This is a genomic window from Sinorhizobium medicae (assembly GCF_007827695.1).
Taxonomy (GTDB): Bacteria; Pseudomonadota; Alphaproteobacteria; order Rhizobiales; family Rhizobiaceae; genus Sinorhizobium; species Sinorhizobium medicae.
On record NZ_VITA01000018.1, the window covers coordinates 48,026 to 66,833 of the forward strand.

Sequence of the window (18,808 nt, forward strand, 5' to 3'; positions counted from 1 at the left end):
CGGCTTCCTCTCACTCCACGGCCTATTCCACAACTGTCGCTGGCCCGCCGATCAGGCCCTTCCAGTAGCTTTCTGCGCCTTGAAGATGCGCGTTCATCAATGCCTGGGCGAGATTTCCGTCGCGTGCTAGCAGCGCCTCGTAAATGCGAATATGCTCGTCGTGCGAGCGACGGCTGCGGTCGAGATCCGCGAAGTAGATTGGGAGCCGCTTTTCGCCCATCGTGTAGTAAACGCTGCAGACACGGTGAAACACGCTATTTTTCGTCGCCCGGACGATTTCCAGATGAAAGTCCCTGTCCTCGCGCGCGAGGCCCTCGCCTGCTGCGATCTTCCGCTCGGATGCGGCAAGAATTTCGCGCAGGCGCTCGTAATTTTCCTCCGTCGCCCGCGCGCTGGCGAGTTCCGCCGCCTTGATCTCGTGGATCTTGCGCAGTTCCACCGTCTCGTAGATCACAATCGGATCGAGGGGCACGCCTGCCCGCGCGAACAGTGCTATTGCCTCGACGCTCGCTTCAGTCGTCGTCAGATAGATGCCCGACTTCGCTCGGCGCTCCACGATACGCATGGCCTCAAGGATTGCCAAGGCTTCCCGGACCTGCCCGCGGCTAACGGTGAAATGCTCGGCCAGTTCCCGCTCCGAGGGCGTTCGGCCGTTGCCGCTCGAACTCGAAAAAAGGTGGGCCGCTAGGTCCGATAGGAGGTTGCTTTCTTTCATCGTCACAGTCTTTGCGCGTGGTTCTCTAGGACGCGCTCGTTGATCGTAAACCCCAGACCGGGTCTATCGGGGATCTCTATCATACCGTCCTTTACGGCCACAGTGTCTTCGACGAGGTCGTGGATCATCGGGTTTGCACCGAGGGAGTATTCGACGACGAAGCTTGCCGGAGAAGCCGCACAGATCTGCAGTCCGGAGAAGAAACACGGAGCACCGGCCCACAGATGCGGAGCGAAACGGAGGTTGAAGGCACTGGCGATCGCACCAATGCGCATCGCTTCCGTTATCCCGCCACAGAATGCCGGGTCGGGCTGGAATATATCGACCGCGCGCAGCACAGCAAGGTCTCGGAAGGCGAAACGGGTCGCCTCGCTCTCTCCGGCCGCGATCGGCACGTTGCCGGCGGCACGCACCTCCGCCATGCCGTACTTGTCGTCCGCGATCACCGGCTCCTCGAACCAGGCGAGATCGAAGTCTTGGACGAGTTGGATGAACCGCTTAGCGTCAGCAACCGTGTAGGTGCCATGCGCATCGACCATGAGATCCACCGAAGGCCCCAGCGCCTTCCGCGCGGCACGCACGCGGGCTGCCGAGACATGCGGCCCGGCATCCATCGCACCGACCCGCATCTTGACCGACTTGAAGCCGCCACTGGCAATGTAGGATCGCAGTTGGTCGCCGATCTTCTCAGCTGTTTCCCATCCACCGGAAGCATAGGCAGGCAACCGATCCGCCTTACGTCCGCCAAGAAGCTTCCAAACCGGCACGCCCAGCGACTTGCCGAGAATGTCCCACAGGGCAATGTCGACCGCACTGATCGCGGCGACAGAGAGGCCACGCCGTGCAAGTTCTGGCATCGCATGCCCCGACGCCGCCGCCGTTTCGTGGCGCGTGCCGTTATAAAGCGTCTCCCAGATTGTGGAGATATCAGCGGGGTCGCGACCGATGAGCTGTCGCCCCACCTCATGGTTGAGCATGTGTACGAGTGTGCCGTAAGTACCCGCGCTGCCCGCGGCGTTCTTGCCCTCGCCCCATCCAACTATGCCGTCATTCGTCTCGATTCGCAGGATCGCCGCGTCGAAGGTCGTCAGGCGACCGAAATCGCTGCGATGCTGCCGACTTGCTTCGATGGGTATGCGAACCCACCAGGCCTGGACAGTCTTAATACGCATTTTGCCTCCCTGAACCTCACAGCGCGAGGGCCGTGAGGGCATGCTCGCCCCCGGTCGTCACTTGATCAGCGGCAGTATGGTCTCTGCTGTGATCCGCATCTGGTCGTCGTAGAACTTCTCAGTGAGCAAGCTCGATCCATGATCCTGGATGAACTTTAGCTGCTCCGGCGGGATATCAACCGGAGTGCGCTCCACCATGTCGGGATATTTGGCGGCCGGCGTGCGATCTACCGGTGCCACGAACTCATTCGTGAGCGCACCATCGTATCCGATCTCTTTCAGAGTGGCGACGATCTTCGGCCAGTCAAGATGACCCAGACCTGCCGCAAAGCGGTTGTTATCTGCCACGTGGAAGTCCAAAAGTCGATTTCCGGCGAGTCTGATTGCATCGTATATGTCCTCCTCCTCGATATTTAGGTGGAAGGCATCAAGGCAGACACCGCACTCGGGACTGACTGCGTCGGCGAGCGCAAGCGCTTGCGCAGCACGATTGAAGAGGTATGTCTCGAAACGGTTGAGCGGCTCGACCGCCAGCCGGACGCCTTTTTTCTGCGCGTGGGCGAAGCATTCCTTCGTCGCATCAACAACCCACGTCCACTCCTCCTCCTCGGTGGCATCCGGAATGAGCTTGCCGACAGTTGCCGGCACGAGGGTAACGATTTCGCCTTCGAGTTCACTCACCATTGTGATGACACTCTTTACGTAATCCACCGACTTTGCGCGCTGACTCTCGTCCTTGGCTGCGAAATTGCGCTCGCCCAAGGTTAGTGTCACCGCGCCCCAACAACGGATGCCGTGTTCCTTAAGCAGCGCGCGAGTGTCCTTGATGTCGTATTGGGCCGGCTCACCCGAAATTTCGATGCTCTCGTAGCCATATTTTTTAATGCGCTTCAGCGTCACGGCGAGTGGCTCTGCTCGCATCCAGTTGTGCGTCGAAAGGTGCATAATGTCCTCCGAGACTATCTTTATCCGCGGTACCCAGAGGGTGCGCGCGGCCCTCCTCAACTTGGGCGAAACGAAACTGGTTCGGCCAATTCTTGCTTTTCAGTTGGTTTTATCCTAAACGAGCCCGATCAGCAATGCGTCTGCTCATTCGATTTTTCCCGCGAAATTCAACGAATACGTTGCGTAAAAGAGCATCGCTGGGGGCTCATTTGGAATGAGTGACGTTGCTTGCTTGACCTTGATCGTAGAATTGGTAATACCAGACGCGTGAGTGCAGGAGACTGGCCGCGTTTGCGAGAACCTGGAGGGCGCACCCATGAAGATCGGTATGTGCATGTTTCTCTGGACCACAAGCGTTGGCCGAAAACATGAGAAACTACTGCGGGACATTCATGCGACCGGCTTCGATGGGGTAGAGATTCCGATCTTCGAGGGCAGCCCGGATGACTACCGCCGACTTGGCGGGCTGCTCGATGACATAGGCCTGGAGCGCACGGCGGTTTCAGCCATGCCCGACCCTTCCATGAACCTGATTTCGCCTGATCCTGAGACACGTAATCGCGGCATCACCTACACGCAATGGGCTATCGACTGCACCGCGGCTCTCGGTGCGGACAGGCTGAGCGGCCCTCTGCATTCTACTCTTGGGCACTTTTCCGGCGCCGGGCCGACGGCCGCGGAACTAAGGTGGTCCATTTCCTCGCAGCGGACGATCGGCGAACATGCTGCCAAGCGCGGCGTCACAGTTGCGCTTGAAGCGCTGAACCGCTTCGAATGTTACCTCTTGAACACAATGGATGACCTTGCCGCCCATCTCGATGAGATTGGCCATCCGAATATTCGTGCGATGTACGATACGTTCCACAGCAATATCGAAGAAGCCGACCCTATCGGAGCTTTCACCCGTAACAAGGATTGCATCGTACACGTCCACATTTCGGAGAACGACCGCGGCGTCCCGGGGCGCGGGAACATTCCATGGACCGAGACCTTCAAGGCAATTCGCGCGAGCGGCTATGACGGCTGGCTTACAATCGAGGCCTTTGGTCGCGCGTTAAAGGATCTTGCGGCAGCAACGAAGGTCTGGCGCGATTTCTCCGAGACGCCCGAAGCGGTCTATCGCGAAGGATACCGTCACATCCGGACCGGATGGCAGGCAGCAGTTTGAGGGATCCGGTTATGCGAGTTGCAAGGCACACTTAGAACGTTTGGCGCTCTACCCTCCGGCTTCCCAATCGGCCGTACGGAACGAGTTTGTCGAACGTGGGCATAGGGTGCCTGATTGCCCGTGCATCGTTAGTGTTTCCGCTCAGGTCAGGCCGCACGCGCAGGGCCGGCGGGAAAGATCCCGGACATGACCGTAAACCCTTTGATTCGCTTGACGCGATCGCACCAGCGGCGAATTGCCGGGTAATCCTGCCTGGAGACCCCACCCTCTTCGGACAGCATGACGTAGGGGAAGCACGCGATGTCGGCGACTGTCGGATGTTGCCCCGAGCAGATCCAATCACGCCGTTCCTGCTCGCCGAACCAGAGGTGTTCGTCGAGGATGCGAAACAGCCTGTGCGCCCCGGCTCGAGCCGACTCGACGTCAAGATCGTAGAATAGGCCGTCATGGAGACGTGCGGCCGAAGCCGTGCCGGTGATACCGTCGGCAAAGGCGAGCCATTGGCTGATCTCGCCGAGAAGCGCCGGATCGCTGCGCGGGTACCAGGTGCCGGAAGGATCATATTTGGAGGCGAGATAGACGAGGATCGCCTGCGCGTCGCGCAGCACCAGTCCGTCATCCTCGATCACCGGCAGTTGTCCGAGCGGATTGAGTCTCAGGAACCAATCCGACTTGTGTTCGCGGCCGGGGTAGAAATCGACCGGTACCGTATTGTACTCGATGCCGAGCATGCTCATCAGAAGTCTGAGCTTGTAGCAATTGCCCGAGAGTTCGTAATCGTAGAGGGTGATCATCGGGCAGCTCCTAGAGATCGAGGACGAGGCGCGCGGACCTGGCGCGCGACACGCAGGTCATGATCTTGGTGCCGGACTTGCGCTCGGCATCGTTGAGATAGACGTCCTGGTGGTCTGGCTCGCCCTCGATCACCGTCGCAAGACAGGTGCCGCAGGCACCCTGCTCGCAGGATGAGGGCATGTCGATTCCGGCTTCGCGCATGGTCTCCAGAATGGTTTTGCCGGCGGTCACCTGCAAAGTCACGCAGGAGCGCGCTAAGGCCACCTCGAAGCTCGAGCTGTCATCGATCGTGTTGGTGTTCTTGAAATATTCGAAATGCACCGCGGTTTCGGGCCAGCCGAGGTCCGCTGCGATCCGGCGCGCCGCCTCCAACATAGGCCCGGGCCCGCATAGATAGACGTGCATATCGGGCCGGTACCCGGAAAGAATCTCCTTAAGCTTAGCGGCAGTCGTTTCCGGGAGAAACCCCAGATGGGGCTTCAGTGCCTCGCCCAGGAGCGCGGTCTTTTCCGGGAATGCGAGTTGTTCCTGGTTTTGGGCAAAATAGTGGAACTCGTAGTCGAGGTTCTGATTCTTGAGCGCCTGCGCCATTGCAAGGAGCGGCGTAACGCCGATGCCGCCTGCAACGAAGATGGTGCGCACCGCATCGCGGCGCAGTGGGAAATTGTTGCGCGGCTCCGAGATGGCGAGAAGGTCGCCCTCGCGGACGGTCTCATGCATGCACAGCGAGCCCCCCATCGAATCCCGCTCAAGCTTGACACCAATGACATAGCTGTCGCTTTCGCCCGGACCATTGGTGATCGAGTATTGCCGGACCAGCCCATTCGGCATGTGCACGTCGATATGGGCGCCGGGTTGGAAAGTGGGCAGCAGCCCCTGGACCGGACGCAGCTCGAACGCGGCGATCCCGTCGGCAGCCAGCCACTTCCGCGCGACCGTCACACGGATGGTCGCCTTGCGGCCATGGGCGGTCATTTCCGGCATCTCGGCAAGCTCCGGCGAGACGCGCTCGATTACCGGCTCGAGCGGCGCCGGCTGCGGTGCGGCTTGAGCCTCGCGCTCCGCGATCTCGCGGAGCTTCGAAAGCCGTTCGTTATGATGGCGCAGGATGGCCAGCCGTTCGGCGCCCTGGGGGCCGGCATCGAGTACGCCGCGGATGACCGATCGGCTGGAGTCGACCGGCTGGACGAAGAAGACGACAAGCGTCTCAGCCCCCTCCTCGTAGGCCCGGAGCGCCACCGAAAAAGTATCGCTCCCCTCCAGCGACACATTCGCCGTGTTACCTTGAAGCCTGCCATTCGGCTGAAAGCGATATCCCGTCAGCGCCGAGACAACCGCATCGGCCGGCGCATTGAGCGGGATACCGCGAAGCGCCAGTTGTTCGCCTTCTCGGAGGCCGGCAACGTCCGGCACCCGTCCATGCGGCTCCTCAGCCGACCAGACCAGACCGTAACGCTCGACGCCGGCGAAGGTGCGGTTGGTGATGGTGCGTGCCGGCGCGTCGGCCGGATGCGCGGGTATATAGGTGCAGCCGGCGGTGCGGTTGGAATAGCGCCAGCCATGATACTGACATTTCAGCTCCCGACCGTCGTTGATGCCGATCGACAGGCGGACGCCGCGATGAAGGCAGCGGTTTTCCCAGATGTTGACGTAGCCGTCGTCGGCGCGCCAGACGGCGAATTCGCGGCCGAGCAATTGGGCGTGAAACACGTGGCGGAACGGCAGGTCATAGCTCGCGGCGATGGGATGCCATCTGGTCTTGGCGGTATCGAGCATCGTTCTCTCCAGAATTCTGAAACGTCAGGTGGCGGCCGGGATGACCCCGTAGGTCACGCCCTTCTGGCTGAGCCATCGGCGGTAGGCGATCGCCGACTTGTCGGCTCGGATCGGGGTTTCGGCGCGCGGATCGAGCGGCAGTCGCTTCGGGAACTGGTTCTCCAGGATCGGCTTGTCCTGGCCGAAAATGGTCTGCTGGAAGCGCTTGATCACCTTGTCTTCATTCTCATCGTCAAGGACGCAGAGCATCATATGTGCGCGGATGTGCTCCTGATCCATCGGCTGGAGGAAAACGGCTATGACGTCGAGCCGCGTCTCGTCTACCGGGCTCGATTTGTAGAGGATCGAGCAGTAGGGATGCGGCACCCGGTAGATGTATTCGACGTCGGCACCTTCTGTCGAAGCGGTCGAGGCTTTGGGCTGAAAGAAGCGACAGCGCGTCGCGACAATCTCGTCGCGCTCGACCGAGAGCTCGACATCGTATTCCTTGACCTCTGTGTGCGGTTCCGCCCCGAGAATGTCAGTATGGACATAGGGAAAGTGGCCCATGTCGAGGAAGTTCTCGATGGCGCGTGGCGCAGAGACGTTCACACCGACGGTGGCAGCGTTGAGCCTCCGGCGGTCGGGCTCGGCATATTCAGGAATGAAAAACAGTTCGGTCGGCGGAGTGCCGAGCGATGTCCAGATGTAGCCGTAGGCGACCTTGGCCGGCAGCGCCCTCGTCAGTGCGCCGGGTTCAAAGGGACAGCCGGCTACCAGGTCCGGGCGCGAAAGCCACACTGCGGCGTTGCCGCCGCCATCCGTCGCGTAACTGACACGTTCTTCCAGCAGCACCGTTTCCTGGACGAAACCCGCAGGTACCTCGGCGAGCGCTGCAAGCGGGTGCCACAGGTCGAGGACGACCTGATCCTGGCATTTGGTGGGCGTCATCTGTTGAATCCTCCGTAAATGGCTGCTGTGCCTATGACCGGGGCCAGAAACGCGCCATAGGTGACCACGCGGAGAGAAACTCCATTGCTGCGAAGGGCAGATCCGCTCATCGCATCCTCCCTGGCTAGCACTTCCCCATGAACCTAGCTCTGATGGGATCATTGGAAACACAAGATTGGATATCAATCAATAAAAAATTGTCTGCCAAATATTCTTTTTTGATTGACAGCCCGCGCTGATTGAATACCGATATGCAAATCGTAACGCGGTATATGCAGCCGGTCGATGCTCCATATGCTGTCCCGCAGTCAATTCTGTGGATCGTGGAGAAATTTGTCATGAGCAGCCGTTCGCAGGCGATTGCCGACATCTTGACCCGTGCAATCATCGATCACCGGCTCGTGCCGGGCTGCAAGCTGGGCGAACGTGAGCTTGCCGAAATCTTCAAGGTCAGCCGGATTGTCATTCGCCAGGCATTGATCCGGCTCGCAGACGATGGTCTGGCGCAGATCGAACGCAATCGCGGTGCATTCGTCGCCCGCCCCAGCATGCAGGAGGCGATGGAGATCTACGACGCGCTGACGCTGGTCGAACAAGGCGTGGCCGCACAGCTCAGCGACAGGCTTGGCCCTGCGGGGTTTGCCGAGCTGCGCCAGCACGTGGAACGGCAGCGTCAGGCCATCGAAGCGGGCAATGATGCGCTCGCCGACGTTCTCGGCCAGGAGTTCCACACGCTCTTCGTCCGTCTGAGCCGCAATAAGGTGATGCAGGAAATCCATGCTCAACTTGTGCGGCGCACAACGCTTCTGCGCTCGTTGATCTCCGCCGACTTCGACTATTGCAATCTGCTCGACGATCATCAGCGGGTGATCGACCTGCTCGAACGAGGCCGGCTGAAGCAGGTCATGGAACTGATCGATGCGCATCATCGCAGCGTCGTGCGCGGCTATATCATGGATCGACAGGTCTTTCCGGAGCTGACGCCACGCGAGGCGCTTCAGCCCTATATCGACGGCAAGATCGACAAGGCGCCGAAACCGCTGCGCAAGAAAACCGCAGAAAGCGGCGGGACCGGCACGCACGGCCACGTCCACGCCACGAAATAGACCCGGCGCCACAAGCCGGGCGAAACGACACGAACCGACAAAGGGGTACTGCCATGTTCAGACTGACCAGACGACAATTTCTTCGATATTCCGGCGCCACCGGTGTGGCACTCAGCACCGGCGGCCTTGCGCAGGCTGCCAGCGCCGAAGACCCTCTTAAGATCGGCGTTGTCTATGTGTCGCCAATCGCGGAAATCGGTTGGACAAAACAGCACAGCCTCGGGGTAGATGCGATCAAGAACGAGTTCGGCGACAAAGTCGCCATTACCGTCCTCGACAACATCTTCATGCCGCAGGATGCCGAGCGGGTGTTCCGCGAGCTTGCTGCCTCCGGCAATCAACTAATCTTCGGCACCAGCTTCTCGCATGGCACGCCGCTGCAGAAAGTGGCGCCGCGCTTCCCCAAAACTGCGTTCGAGCACTGTTCGGGCATTGTGCACCTCGCAAATCTCGGCACCTTCGAAGCCAAATATTACGAGGGCACTTTCGTCGCAGGTGCTGCCGGCGCGCATATGAGCAAGTCCGGCAAAATCGGTTTCATCGGCGGCTTCCCAATTCCCGACATTGTCGGGCCGGCGAACGCGCTGCTGCTTGGCGCCCAGAGCGTCAATCCGGAGATCACTTGCAATGCCATTTTTCTCAATTCCTGGTTCGATCCGGGAAAGGAGAAGGAAGCGGCCAATACTCTGCTGTCGCAAGGATGTGACGTCATCTGCTCCATGACCGATACGGCAACCGGCGTGCAGGTCGCCGGCGAAGGCGGCGCCTGGTCGATCGGCTATGCTAGCGATATGGCCAAGTTCGGCTCCGGCAAGCACCTCACAGCCTTCGTCCTTGACTGGTCCACCAATTACGTCCGCGCGGCGAAGGGGGTGGCGGAAGGGAACTGGAAAGCCGAGGCACGCTGGGATGGCTTGGCCGCCGGCGTGGTCAAGATGGCGCCGTATAACGAGGCGATCCCCGCCGATGTCCAAGGCAAGCTCAAGCAGCTCGAGGCCGACATCGGTGCCGGCAAACTCCATCCCTATGCCGGCGAATTGAAGGACCAGGACGGCAACGTGAAAGTGGCGGCAGGGTCTGTCCTCTCCGATACGGATATTCGGGGCATGAACTGGTTCGTCAGGGGAATGATCGGCAAGCTCGGCTGAGCCGCCGGCAAAAGGACATGACCGGCGGACATGCCGGTCGTGTCCAGATCCCTCCCCTCGGCTTTACCAATATTCGGCAGGAGCGGCCATGATCCCCCGCCTCGAACTGCACAACATTACCAAGAGCTATCCCGGCATCGTCGCAAACGAAGACATCTCCCTGTCGATTCAGCGAGGAGAGGTTCATGCGGTCCTGGGCGAGAACGGCGCCGGCAAATCGACGCTGATGAAGATCATCTATGGCGCAGCCCAGGCCGATTCCGGTGAAATCTACTGCGACGGCAAACGGATAGAAGCCCATAATCCGGCAATCTCGCGCTCGCTCGGGATCGAAATGGTTTATCAACATTTCGCGCTCTTCGAATCCGTTTCGGTGGTCGAGAATATCGCCTTGGCGATTAAAGGCGTTTTCGATCTCGACAGGCTCGCGGCCGAGATCAAGACCCTGTCGGCCCGCTACGGCATGCCCATCGATCCGCACCGCCGGGTACATGACCTATCCGTCGGCGAGCGCCAGCGTGTCGAGATCGTGCGTTGCCTGCTGCAGTCACCCAAGCTTCTGATACTCGACGAACCGACGTCGGTACTCACACCACAGGCTGTGGTTAAGTTGTTCGAAACGCTACGCCAGCTCGCGAGCGAAGGCTGCAGCATCGTCTACATCAGCCACAAACTCGATGAAGTGCAGGAACTTTGCGATACCGCCACAGTGCTGCGTAACGGCCGGGTGACCGGCGTGGCCAGACCGAAGGAAACGACTTCGCTGGAGCTTGCCCGGATGATGGTCGGTTCGCAGCTTCCGGAAATGCATGTCAGCCCTTCGGTGCCGAGCGAAAAACCGGTGCTGGAAGTCCGCGGTCTTTCCGCTCCCGCCCGCGACGAATACGGCACCGAACTGACGAATATCTCCTTCGATGTGCATGGCGGCGAGATCGTTGGACTGGCCGGCGTGTCGGGAAATGGTCAGGCCGAGTTGATCGCGCTGTTGAGCGGCGAACGGACCCATTCGCGTTCGGAGACCATCCTCATCGGCGGCAGGCCGTCGGGCCATCTTGGCGCCGGAGAACGGCGCAAGCTCGGAATGGCCTTCGTTCCGGAGGAACGCCTCGGCCGTGGCGCGGTGCCGCCCCATTGCCTGTGGGAGAATGCCCTGCTGACGGCGCACCGGACGGGCCTGGTGCGAAAAGGCCTCGTCGAGCGCGGGCAGGCCCGCGATTTCGCAAGGCGCATCATCGATCGCTTCAAGGTAAAGGCGAATGGACCTCAATCGAGCGCTCAAAGCCTGTCCGGCGGCAATCTCCAGAAATTCATCGTCGGACGCGAGCTCACTTTGGAACCCAAGCTGCTCCTCGTGTCCCAACCGACCTGGGGCGTGGACGTCGGTGCCGCCGCCTTCATCCGTCAAACGCTCGTCGATCTCAGCCGCGCCGGGGCCGCGGTGCTCGTCGTTTCGGAGGAATTGGACGAGCTGTTCGAGATCTGCGATCGGCTGCTCGTCATCTCGAACGGCCGGGTTTCACCGCCTTTGATCAGAAAGCAAACCAATCGCGAAGAAATCGGCCTGCTGATGACACGCGTCGGTCATGGCGAAGCAAGGAGAAGCGAAGTTGCGCTTGAGAATTGAACAAAGGCCGGAACCGTCCGCCCAGATGCGGATCGCCGCTCCGGTGATCGCGACGGCGCTGACCTTTCTTGCCGGCTCCGTCCTGTTTGCCGCGCTGGGCTATGATCCGCTGATCACACTGCACGCTTTCTTCGTCGCCCCGCTCAATTCCATCAACGGCCTGTCCGAATGGCTGCTGAAGGCTTCGCCCCTGATCCTGATCGCTTGCGGGCTCGCGGTCGGATTCCGTGCCAATATCTGGAACATCGGCGCCGAAGGACAACTGATCATCGGTGCCATCGCCGCCTGCGGCGTCGGCCTCTTTTATCCCAATCCGGAGAGCCCGCTCCTGCTGCCGCTGATGTTTCTCGCCGGCACAGGCGCCGGCATGGTTTGGGCGGCGATCCCGGCTTTTCTCAGGGCCCGCATGAACACCAACGAGATCCTCGTCACGCTCATGCTGACCTATATCGCGACGCTGTTGCTATCCTTTCTGGTGCACGGCCCGTGGCGCGATCCGGCTGGGTTCAATTACCCGCAAACCGCGCTTTTGCCCCCGGCGGCAATGTTCGAGCCTTTCGATTATGCCTATCGGCTCAATCCATCTGTCTTCATCACGGCCGTGGCGGTGGTGCTTATGTGGCTCTTCGCCGATCGGAGCTTTCTCGGCTACAAGATGTCGGTGAGCGGCGCCGCTCCGCTTGCGGCACGCTATGCAGGTTTTCGTGAGTCCTCCGCAGTCTGGACAGGATTGCTTGCCGGCGGCGCGGCGGCAGGAATTGCCGGCATGGCCGAAGTCGCCGGTCCTCTCGGGCAATTGTCGCCGCAGATTTCGCCCGGCTATGGCTTTGCCGCAATCATCGTTGCGTTCATCGGACGCCTGAACGCATTCGGCATCGTCCTCGGGGGGCTTTTGATGTCGCTTCTCTTCCTCGGCGGCGAAACCGTTCAGATGACGCTCGGCCTTCCGGCAGCGCTCACCCGCATCTTCCAAGGGGTTCTTCTGTTCTTTCTGCTCGCCGCCGATTTCTTCATCTACTACCGCCTTCGCCACATTCCGGAGCACGCGTGATGGACCTTTTCATTGCCATTTTCACCGGCACCATTATCGCCGCGACGCCATTGATTTTCGCATCCCTCGGGGAGCTCGTCGTCGAAAAATCCGGCGTACTCAACCTCGGCCTGGAGGGAATGATGCTGATGGGAGCGGCTTTTGCCTTTTGGGCGGTGATCTCCGGCCTCCCCATGCCGGTAGCCATTGCGGCCGGCGCACTCGCCGGCGCCGCCACCTCGCTTCTCTTCGGCGTTCTGGCGCTGACTTTTCTGACCAACCAGTATGCAGCCGGCCTGGCGCTCGCCATATTCGGATCGGGGGTCTCGGCGTTCCTCGGGCGCGGTTTCGGCAGCACGCCGATCGATGCGCTCAAACGCATCCATATACCCCTGCTGTCCGATATCCCTGTGGTCGGGCCGCTGTTCTTCCGCTTCGACCCGATGGTCTACCTGGCGATCGCTATATTCGGGCTCATCACCTGGTTCCTTTACCGGACCAAAGGCGGCCTCATTCTCCGCACCATCGGCGAATCGCCCGAGACGTCACACGCGATCGGTTATCCGGTCACCAGGATCCGATATATGGCGGTGCTTTTCGGTGGGCTGATGGCCGGCCTGGCCGGCGCATATCTGTCGGTCGCCTACACCCCACTCTGGGTGGAGAACATGACGGCCGGTAAGGGCTGGATTTCGCTGGCACTCGTCGTTTTTGCGACATGGCGGCCGCTGCGCGTCCTGATCGGCGCCTGGTTGTTCGGCGGCATGACGATCCTGCAGCTACAAGGGCAGGCTCTCGGCATAGCAGTCCCGTCAGAGCTCCTCTCCGCCCTTCCCTACCTCGCAACGATCATCGTTCTGGTGATCATTTCGCAAAATCGCCAGATGCTGGCACTGCACTTTCCGGCCTCGCTGGCAAAGCCATTTCGCGCAGCGAGCTGATCACCGGATCACGATGAGTTGAGATGCGGGATGCAATCAGCGACACCACCACAGCCGAGCGACCAGGCGCTGGCAGCATCGGAGACGATCAGCAGGATCCTTCAGGACGCGCTTCTCGCCGTCTATCTGCATGGATCGGCCGTTTCGGGTGGGTTGCGGCCGCAGAGTGACGTTGACCTCCTGGCCGTCACAGACCGCCCCATGACTGACGAACAACGCAGAGCTCTTCTTTCGGCTTTGCTGCGCATTTCCGGGCGTCATCCCCGCCCGCCGGGAGCTCCACGCTGCGTCGAATTGATGGTGTTTCTGCAGGTAGACATCTCCGCGCCGATGTTTCCCGTTCGGGCTGAATTCATTTACGGCGAATGGTTGCGGGATGCCTTTGAATCCGGGCAACTCCCGATGCCGGTGTCCGATCCGGAGAATACGCTGGTGCTCGCTCAGGCTCGACAAGAGGCAGTGCCGATATTAGGTCCAGAGCCTACGGGGCTCCTGCCCTCCATTCCGTTGGAACACGTCCGCGGCGCAATGCGCGAGGCGCTTCCCGTATTGGTCGACGGTCTCCATGGGGATGAGCGGAACGTATTGCTGACCCTCGCGCGGATGTGGCGCACGTCGGTCAGCGGCGACTTCATCACCAAGGATGCGGCGGCCGAATGGGCGGCGAACCAGATGCCGGACACGGAAGCTCAGACACTGCTCTATGCGCGTGACGCCTATTTGGGCAGAGTGAATGACGAATGGAGCAACCGGAAAACCGCAGCGCAGAGAACGGCAGCGCTTCTGCGTCAACGCGTGGCAGAGGCCCTATGACCGTCCGGGCCCGGGGTGATCCCCGGGCCTCATCCCCCGCTAGCGTGACGTAAGCGCAACGGTGAAGACCGCCGTCAGCATCAATCCGGCCGCGGCCATCGGAAGAATGGAAAAGCCGGTCAGGGCGTAAATTTCGCCGAAGCCGATCGTACCGGCGAAAAGGGCGAGATAGGTGACGCCGCTGTTCAGCCCCATGATGGCGCCGCGTTTTGCGGGATCGAGTGCGGTGAGCCGCATGATCAGCACGTTCAGCCCGAAATGATTGCAGAGGCCCCACAGAAATACGACCCCCAGCATGGCTGTGTAAGAGCCGCTCGCAGCCGACATCGAGACGTAGACGCCAGCGACGGCAAGAAATATCAGCGGCAACAGTCTCGCCGCGCCGAAGCGATCGATCAGGCGGTCGAGGAAGGCTGCAGCGCCGAAGCCAAGGCCGTACGAGACCGCAACGAGGCCGTTGGCACTGAGCGGCAGCCCAAGCGCGGCATGGAGATGATCGCCGATATAGCCGTAGACACCATAGAATGCGGCCATGAAGGCGGCGCAGGCGGCCAGAAGAGGGACGACCCCGCGCACGCCGAGTGCCGCGAGCGGCGAAGTCGCGTTGCCTTTCGATCCCTCCCGCACGGCAGCGAGCCGGACAGCGGCGCAGGCAATCAGCGTGGCGGCGGCGACAAGTGCGTAGACCGCCCGCCAGCCCGCGAAATCGGCGACCGCCGCCGACAGCGGGACGCCCGCTACCATGCTCAGCGTCCAGCCGGTCAGCACCAGTCCGATGGTCTCACTCTCGCGGCCCGCCGGGGCGACAACGGCGGCAAGCGTGTAGATGGCGGGAAGTGCTATGCCTGCGGCGATCCCGACGAGGAGTTGCGCGGCGACGAGAAGCGGCAGGGCCGGTGCGACCGCGCTGCCGCCAAGCCCGACGGCAAGGACCAGAAGCGCGACGGCCAGCATGCGCCTTGCTCCATGACGATCGATGAGACGACCGAGAAAGACTGCGCTCGCTGCCGTGCCGAGACCGAAGGCAGCCGATGCCGTCATCACGGCTGGTACTCCAGCGCCGAGGCTGCGCGCCACTTCCGGCGCGATCGGGCCGAGCGCCAGCGAATTCGAACCGATGACGCCGACGCAGGCGGTCAGCATGAATGCCACGGGCGGAATGCGGGCCCTTTCCGCGGATGCGGCGGGGATGGATTGATTGATGTTCGTCATTTCTCCATAGTTGCAGAACGTTGTTCGGCATCAAGAGGAAACACCTGAATGGAACAAAATACAGATGAAGTTCGGCGGAAGCGGCAGCCCGAGCGTGACCTCGACGCGATGGACCGAAAGCTGTTAGGCGTTCTGGTCGAGGACGCAACGACAAGCTACGCCGAACTCGGCGATCGAGTCGGGCTTTCGCCGCCAGCCGCGCACGAGCGGGTGAAGCGATTGCGGCGATCGGGCGCAATCCGCCGCGTCGCAGCGCTGATCGATCCGGAGGCTGTCGGAAAGACCTTGCTCGCCTTCGTCCATGTCGACACGACCGGCTGGGGCAAAACCCCGGCGCTGCTCGCGATCGAGCAGCACCCGGAAGTCGAAGAAATCCACTCGGTCGCTGGCGACACCTGCATGCTGCTCAAGGTGCGCACGGAAAGCACCCATGCGCTCGAAGGGCTGCTGGCCCGGCTCTACGATACGCCCGGAGTGAAGGCGACACGCAGCTATGTCGTTCTTTCAACCTATCTGGAGCGGCCGGTGCAGCCGGGCACGACTCGCGAATGGCCGACCCCGGCGCAAAATGCCCGGGAGGGGAGTACCGGGTTCGACGATCGGGACTGATGTCCCCTCCCCTCACCGTGACGCGAAGCGCTCGGGGCGGAACGTGGCAAGCATCGGGTGCTCCGAACCGGTTGCGACCTCGTGCGCGAGAAGTTCGCCGATGATCAGGCCGAGGGTCGCGCCACTGTGGCTGAAGGCGACATGGTAGCCGGGAATGGCCCTGAGCGCGCCCACCACCGGTTCGCCGTCACCAGGGATGGGTTTGCTGCCGACGCCGATCGATGCGATCTTCAGCTTCGGATTGCCCTCCATCACCTTGGAAGCCTCCGCGAGTAGCGCCTCTACGATGGTTCGGTCGATGTCGTGGCCGCCGTCCTCGCGCAACCTCAAGCCTTCGTCCGCCGCCCAGTCTGCGTCCAGTGAGAAGGTGCCGCCCGGCGCCGGCCGCACGGCGACGCGCGGCGTGTTCAAGACGGCGCGCAGCGGATGGGCGAGCGGTTTCGTCTGGACCAGAAGGGCGACGGGGGTTGCATCGCCGATGGTCTCTCCGGCCTCGGCCACCATCTTCGGCACCGCCGGGCCGGTGGCGAGCACGACGGCATCGGCCGTAAAGCTATTGCCTGCCGCAGTCTCGGCGCCGACGGCCCTGCCGCCTTCCACCACGATTTTTGCTGCACCCTGATCGGTCACGAGGGTTCCTCCGAGAGCGGCAAATTCCTTTAGGAGCAGGCCGATCAGGCTTGGCAGATCGACCCACCCTTCGCCCGGATTGAAGATGGCGCCCTGAGGCGTAATCGTGCTCGTATCGACGCCAGGCGTGATCGCCGCAACCTCGCCTGCGGAAAGATGTCTCGCATCGTAGCCGAGTGATACTTCGTGGCGATAAGCTGCATCGATGCCGTTACTTGCGTCATCGGCATCCCAGGTCAGGCCGCCTTCGAAGCGAAGCCAATCCGCATCGGGAAAGCGAGCCGAAAGTGTGCGATAGCGATCTATGCCGGCCATGCGCAAGCGATGATAGGGCTCGGAGCGCATTCGGGAGGAATTCAGCCAGGATAGCGATCGACCGGAAGCGCCCCCGGCAGGTGGCCCTTCGTTCAGCATGATCACGCGGATGCCGCGCCGAGCGAGCTGCACGCCCGTGGATACGCCGAAAATGCCTGCGCCGACGATAACCGCCGAGGTGATTGTGTTGTCTTTCATGGTCGCTGTCTTTCAGTCCGTGGGGGATTATGATGGTGAAGGATTGCCGCCGCGATCAGAGCACTTCCGCCAGGAAGCGCTGAAGCCGCGGGCTTTGCGGCTTGTCGAAGATCGCCTCGGGCGTGCCGGCTTCAACGACGCGGCCCTCGTCCATGAAGACGACCTGGTCGGCGACGCGTCTGGCGAAGCCCATTTCGTGGGTGACGACGACCATGGTCATACCGCGCTCGCCGAGTTCGGCCATAAGGTTGAGCACGCCCTTGACCAGTTCGGGATCGAGCGCGCTCGTCACTTCGTCGAACAGAATGACTTCCGGTTCCATCGCCAGCGCACGGGCTATGGCGACGCGCTGCTGCTGCCCGCCGGAAAGCCCGCCGGGACGGTGATGCTGACGGCCTGCCAGGCCGACATCAGCCAACCGCGCGGTGGCGATGCGCTCGGCTTCGGCTTTCGGCAAGCGCTTGATCTTCGTCAGCGAAAGCATGACGTTTTCCAGCGCCGTATGATCCGGAAAAAGGTTGAAGTGCTGGAAAACCATGCCCACCCGGCGGCGCAGCCGTTCCGGCTTCATGGCAAGAATGCTCTCGCCGTCGAGCAGGATATCGCCGTACTTTGGTTCGACCAGACGGTTGAGGCAGCGCAGAAGCGTCGACTTGCCGGAGCCGGATGGGCCGATGACGCAGGTGACGCTACCGGGCTTTACCGAAAGATCAACGCCCTTCAGCACGTCGAGCTCGCCATAGGCCATGCCCAGATCGCGGACCTCCAGGCTGCCACCCTTGAATGTGGCCTGCGAGGCGCGATTTGCGCTGTCGAGTTCGCTGACCTCCTGCAGTCCGCTGGTGATGATCGCCGGGCGCTGCTTGCCGAGCCGGAGGCGACTGTCGATCGCATTGACGACGTGGGTGAGCGGCACGGTTACCACGAGATAGAAGACGCCCGCGAGAAGCAGCGGCGAAAGGTTGCCGGTCACCACGGCCTGGTCCTGGCCGACGCGGAAGATCTCGCGTTCAGAGGCGAGCAGGCCGAGGAAATAGACGAGGCTCGAATCCTTCACATTGCCTATGAACTGATTGACCAGCGCCGGCAGCACGCGGCGCACGCCCTGCGGCACGACGATAAGGCGCATGCCCTGGCCATAGCTCATGCTGAGCGCGCGGCATGCCTCCATCTGGCCCCGATCGACGCTCTGAATGCCCGAGCGAAAGATTTCGCCGATATAGGCCCCGGCAATCAGGCTGAGCGCGAGAATGCCGAGGGGATAGGGCGAGGGCCCGAACAGTTCGCGGCCGATACGGGCAAAGCCCTGGCCGATCAAAAGGATGGTGACGATGGCGGGAAGGCCTCGGAAGATGTCCGTATAGATGCGGGCTGGAATGCGCAGCCAGGGGGCTCGCGAAATACCCATGATGGCCAGTACCATGCCGATGACAACGCCGAGCACCGTGGGGGCCGCCGCAAGGATCAGCGTGTTCTTGAGGCCGACCGTGACCATGGCCGGCAGGACTTCGGCCATCGCATTCCAGTCGAGGAAGCTGCGGCGCAGGTTTTCAAGCCAGTTCATCAGGCAGTCCCTTTGGATCACGATTTTTTAGGTCGGATCGACCTGAGATCATGAACGTGATCGATTCCAGTAAGTTGAAGCGCGGGATGCGGGCGAAAAACAGCACACACTTTTCCT

17 protein-coding genes are annotated in these 18,808 nt (G+C 61.5%); 8 read left to right on the forward strand and 9 right to left on the reverse strand.

Going from position 1 to position 18,808, the window contains the following annotated elements; genetic code table 11:
- Positions 1–22: 22 nt before the first annotated feature.
- From FB009_RS25265 to FB009_RS25275, 3 genes are read right to left on the reverse strand one after another with little or no spacing between them, the layout of a single operon-like run.
- Positions 23–715, reverse strand: a complete 693-nt coding sequence (locus FB009_RS25265; protein ID WP_011970667.1) for a FadR/GntR family transcriptional regulator — start codon at positions 713–715, stop codon at positions 23–25.
- A 2-nt stretch (positions 716–717) separates the two neighbouring features.
- Entirely contained in the window at positions 718–1,887 is a 1,170-nt protein-coding gene (locus tag FB009_RS25270) for a mandelate racemase/muconate lactonizing enzyme family protein (protein WP_018210618.1), read from the reverse strand.
- 57 nt (positions 1,888–1,944) lie between these two features.
- Entirely contained in the window at positions 1,945–2,832 is an 888-nt protein-coding gene (locus FB009_RS25275; RefSeq protein WP_018210619.1) for a sugar phosphate isomerase/epimerase family protein, read from the reverse strand.
- 316 nt (positions 2,833–3,148) lie between these two features.
- Here FB009_RS25275 and FB009_RS25280 point away from each other — a divergent pair, with 316 nt between their 5' ends.
- The gene (locus FB009_RS25280; protein ID WP_011970670.1) at positions 3,149–4,000 is read left to right on the forward strand and encodes a sugar phosphate isomerase/epimerase family protein; all 852 of its coding nucleotides are present in this window, start codon (positions 3,149–3,151) and stop codon (positions 3,998–4,000) included.
- Between the two features lie 146 nt (positions 4,001–4,146).
- On the opposite strand, the gene FB009_RS25285 is transcribed toward FB009_RS25280, so the two are convergent.
- From FB009_RS25285 to FB009_RS25295, 3 genes are read right to left on the reverse strand one after another with little or no spacing between them, the layout of a single operon-like run.
- Positions 4,147–4,794: a glutathione S-transferase family protein gene (locus FB009_RS25285; protein WP_011970671.1), complete on the reverse strand. Its 648-nt coding sequence runs from the start codon at positions 4,792–4,794 to the stop codon at positions 4,147–4,149.
- 10 nt (positions 4,795–4,804) lie between these two features.
- On the reverse strand, positions 4,805–6,571 hold the full coding sequence (locus FB009_RS25290) for a Rieske 2Fe-2S domain-containing protein (protein ID WP_011970672.1): 1,767 nt from the start codon (positions 6,569–6,571) through the stop codon (positions 4,805–4,807).
- Between the two features lie 24 nt (positions 6,572–6,595).
- Positions 6,596–7,501 (reverse strand): aromatic ring-hydroxylating oxygenase subunit alpha, encoded by a 906-nt coding sequence (locus tag FB009_RS25295; protein WP_011970673.1) that lies wholly within the window; start codon positions 7,499–7,501, stop codon positions 6,596–6,598.
- A 338-nt stretch (positions 7,502–7,839) separates the two neighbouring features.
- Between FB009_RS25295 and FB009_RS25300 the strand changes: the two genes are divergently transcribed.
- From FB009_RS25300 to FB009_RS25325, 6 genes are all read left to right on the forward strand, one after another.
- Positions 7,840–8,607, forward strand: a complete 768-nt coding sequence (locus tag FB009_RS25300) for a GntR family transcriptional regulator (protein WP_011970674.1) — start codon at positions 7,840–7,842, stop codon at positions 8,605–8,607.
- A gap of 53 nt (positions 8,608–8,660) precedes the next feature.
- Positions 8,661–9,755 carry a BMP family ABC transporter substrate-binding protein gene (locus tag FB009_RS25305; RefSeq protein WP_011970675.1) on the forward strand — a complete coding sequence of 365 codons (1,095 nt, stop codon included), beginning with the start codon at positions 8,661–8,663 and terminating at the stop codon, positions 9,753–9,755.
- Between the two features lie 88 nt (positions 9,756–9,843).
- Complete coding sequence (locus FB009_RS25310) at positions 9,844–11,379, forward strand: ABC transporter ATP-binding protein (protein WP_145162129.1); 1,536 nt, start codon at positions 9,844–9,846, stop codon at positions 11,377–11,379.
- Positions 11,363–12,430 (forward strand): ABC transporter permease, encoded by a 1,068-nt coding sequence (locus FB009_RS25315; protein ID WP_011970677.1) that lies wholly within the window; start codon positions 11,363–11,365, stop codon positions 12,428–12,430. Before FB009_RS25310 ends, FB009_RS25315 begins: the two co-directional genes overlap by 17 nt.
- Positions 12,430–13,350 (forward strand): ABC transporter permease, encoded by a 921-nt coding sequence (locus FB009_RS25320; RefSeq protein WP_011970678.1) that lies wholly within the window; start codon positions 12,430–12,432, stop codon positions 13,348–13,350. Before FB009_RS25315 ends, FB009_RS25320 begins: the two co-directional genes overlap by 1 nt.
- Positions 13,351–13,380: 30 nt before the next feature.
- Positions 13,381–14,163: an aminoglycoside nucleotidyltransferase ANT9 gene (locus FB009_RS25325; protein WP_011970679.1), complete on the forward strand. Its 783-nt coding sequence runs from the start codon at positions 13,381–13,383 to the stop codon at positions 14,161–14,163.
- A gap of 39 nt (positions 14,164–14,202) precedes the next feature.
- Here FB009_RS25325 and FB009_RS25330 read toward each other — a convergent pair whose 3' ends face one another.
- Complete coding sequence (locus FB009_RS25330) at positions 14,203–15,375, reverse strand: MFS transporter (protein WP_011970680.1); 1,173 nt, start codon at positions 15,373–15,375, stop codon at positions 14,203–14,205.
- A 48-nt stretch (positions 15,376–15,423) separates the two neighbouring features.
- On the opposite strand from FB009_RS25330, the gene FB009_RS25335 reads away from it, so the two are divergent.
- On the forward strand, positions 15,424–15,984 hold the full coding sequence (locus FB009_RS25335; protein WP_011970681.1) for an Lrp/AsnC family transcriptional regulator: 561 nt from the start codon (positions 15,424–15,426) through the stop codon (positions 15,982–15,984).
- 12 nt (positions 15,985–15,996) lie between these two features.
- Here the strand turns inward: FB009_RS25335 and FB009_RS25340 are convergent, their stop codons facing one another.
- Positions 15,997–17,127 carry an NAD(P)/FAD-dependent oxidoreductase gene (locus tag FB009_RS25340; RefSeq protein ID WP_011970682.1) on the reverse strand — a complete coding sequence of 377 codons (1,131 nt, stop codon included), beginning with the start codon at positions 17,125–17,127 and terminating at the stop codon, positions 15,997–15,999.
- Positions 17,128–17,182: 55 nt separating this feature from the next.
- A complete protein-coding gene (locus tag FB009_RS33705) occupies positions 17,183–18,691 on the reverse strand; it encodes an amino acid ABC transporter permease/ATP-binding protein (protein ID WP_145162131.1) in 1,509 nt (502 codons plus the stop codon).
- Between the last annotated feature and the right edge of the window lie 117 nt (positions 18,692–18,808).

Coding starts and splice junctions, on each gene's coding strand:
- FB009_RS25265 (WP_011970667.1), bottom strand. CDS start 715: ATGAAAGAAAGCAACCTCCTATCGGACCTAGCGGCCCACCTTTTTTCG.
- FB009_RS25305 (WP_011970675.1), top strand. CDS start 8,661: ATGTTCAGACTGACCAGACGACAATTTCTTCGATATTCCGGCGCCACC.
- FB009_RS25290 (WP_011970672.1), bottom strand. CDS start 6,571: ATGCTCGATACCGCCAAGACCAGATGGCATCCCATCGCCGCGAGCTAT.
- FB009_RS25320 (WP_011970678.1), top strand. CDS start 12,430: ATGGACCTTTTCATTGCCATTTTCACCGGCACCATTATCGCCGCGACG.
- FB009_RS25285 (WP_011970671.1), bottom strand. CDS start 4,794: ATGATCACCCTCTACGATTACGAACTCTCGGGCAATTGCTACAAGCTC.
- FB009_RS25275 (WP_018210619.1), bottom strand. CDS start 2,832: ATGCACCTTTCGACGCACAACTGGATGCGAGCAGAGCCACTCGCCGTG.
- FB009_RS25280 (WP_011970670.1), top strand. CDS start 3,149: ATGAAGATCGGTATGTGCATGTTTCTCTGGACCACAAGCGTTGGCCGA.
- FB009_RS25270 (WP_018210618.1), bottom strand. CDS start 1,887: ATGCGTATTAAGACTGTCCAGGCCTGGTGGGTTCGCATACCCATCGAA.
- FB009_RS25325 (WP_011970679.1), top strand. CDS start 13,381: ATGCAATCAGCGACACCACCACAGCCGAGCGACCAGGCGCTGGCAGCA.
- FB009_RS25340 (WP_011970682.1), bottom strand. CDS start 17,127: ATGAAAGACAACACAATCACCTCGGCGGTTATCGTCGGCGCAGGCATT.
- FB009_RS25295 (WP_011970673.1), bottom strand. CDS start 7,501: ATGACGCCCACCAAATGCCAGGATCAGGTCGTCCTCGACCTGTGGCAC.
- FB009_RS25310 (WP_145162129.1), top strand. CDS start 9,844: ATGATCCCCCGCCTCGAACTGCACAACATTACCAAGAGCTATCCCGGC.
- FB009_RS25335 (WP_011970681.1), top strand. CDS start 15,424: ATGGAACAAAATACAGATGAAGTTCGGCGGAAGCGGCAGCCCGAGCGT.
- FB009_RS33705 (WP_145162131.1), bottom strand. CDS start 18,691: ATGAACTGGCTTGAAAACCTGCGCCGCAGCTTCCTCGACTGGAATGCG.
- FB009_RS25300 (WP_011970674.1), top strand. CDS start 7,840: ATGAGCAGCCGTTCGCAGGCGATTGCCGACATCTTGACCCGTGCAATC.
- FB009_RS25330 (WP_011970680.1), bottom strand. CDS start 15,375: ATGACGAACATCAATCAATCCATCCCCGCCGCATCCGCGGAAAGGGCC.